Source organism: Francisella sp. SYW-9 (genome assembly GCF_008711465.1).
GTDB lineage: Bacteria > Pseudomonadota > Gammaproteobacteria > Francisellales > Francisellaceae > Francisella.
On the sequence record NZ_VXKQ01000083.1, the window covers coordinates 1 to 518 of the forward strand.

The following is a 518-nucleotide window of genomic DNA, read 5'->3' on the forward strand; positions in this document are numbered from 1 at the left end:
CTGGCTAATAAGTTCAAGTCCAAGGCCATCAAAGCTATTGAGGCTCGCATCGAAGCAGTACAGGCAGAGCAAGTTAAAGTTGAAGAGCATCGTAGTTCTCAAATGATTGACTGTCATAACCGCTACTATGCATCTCGTGATGACCTGAATGCACGCCAAGTCAAAGAGGTTGAAGAGATGTTAGCACGTCACCAGCAAGAACGTGACAACCTTAAAGCTGACTTCGAAGAGAACAAGGAATCCATTGCTCTGGTACATCAAGCTGCATCTGACAGCCTGAAGAAAGAGATTGTTATGCTGGAGATTGAGTTAGACAATCTGACCAAATAATTACTGGACACTATAGAACAATAGGTCGGCTTAGTTCGGCCTATGATTGTGTAGTGTAACAATAGGAGACTAAATAAATGGCACGTGGTGATTTTGATTTTGGTGCTCAGGTTACTAAAGCTGAAGGTAAAGTATTTAAGAACCCTGAAGTTAGCGACCATGAAGCAGTAATCTCTGGCATCATTCAT

The 518-nt window shown here is 42.3% G+C and carries 1 protein-coding gene; it reads left to right on the forward strand.

Translation table 11 applies throughout. The features are described 5' to 3' along the window. Positions 1-330, forward strand: a 330-nt coding sequence (locus F3D62_RS12630) for a hypothetical protein (protein ID WP_150468588.1), incomplete at its 5' end; no start/stop codon positions are given. Between the last annotated feature and the right edge of the window lie 188 nt (positions 331-518).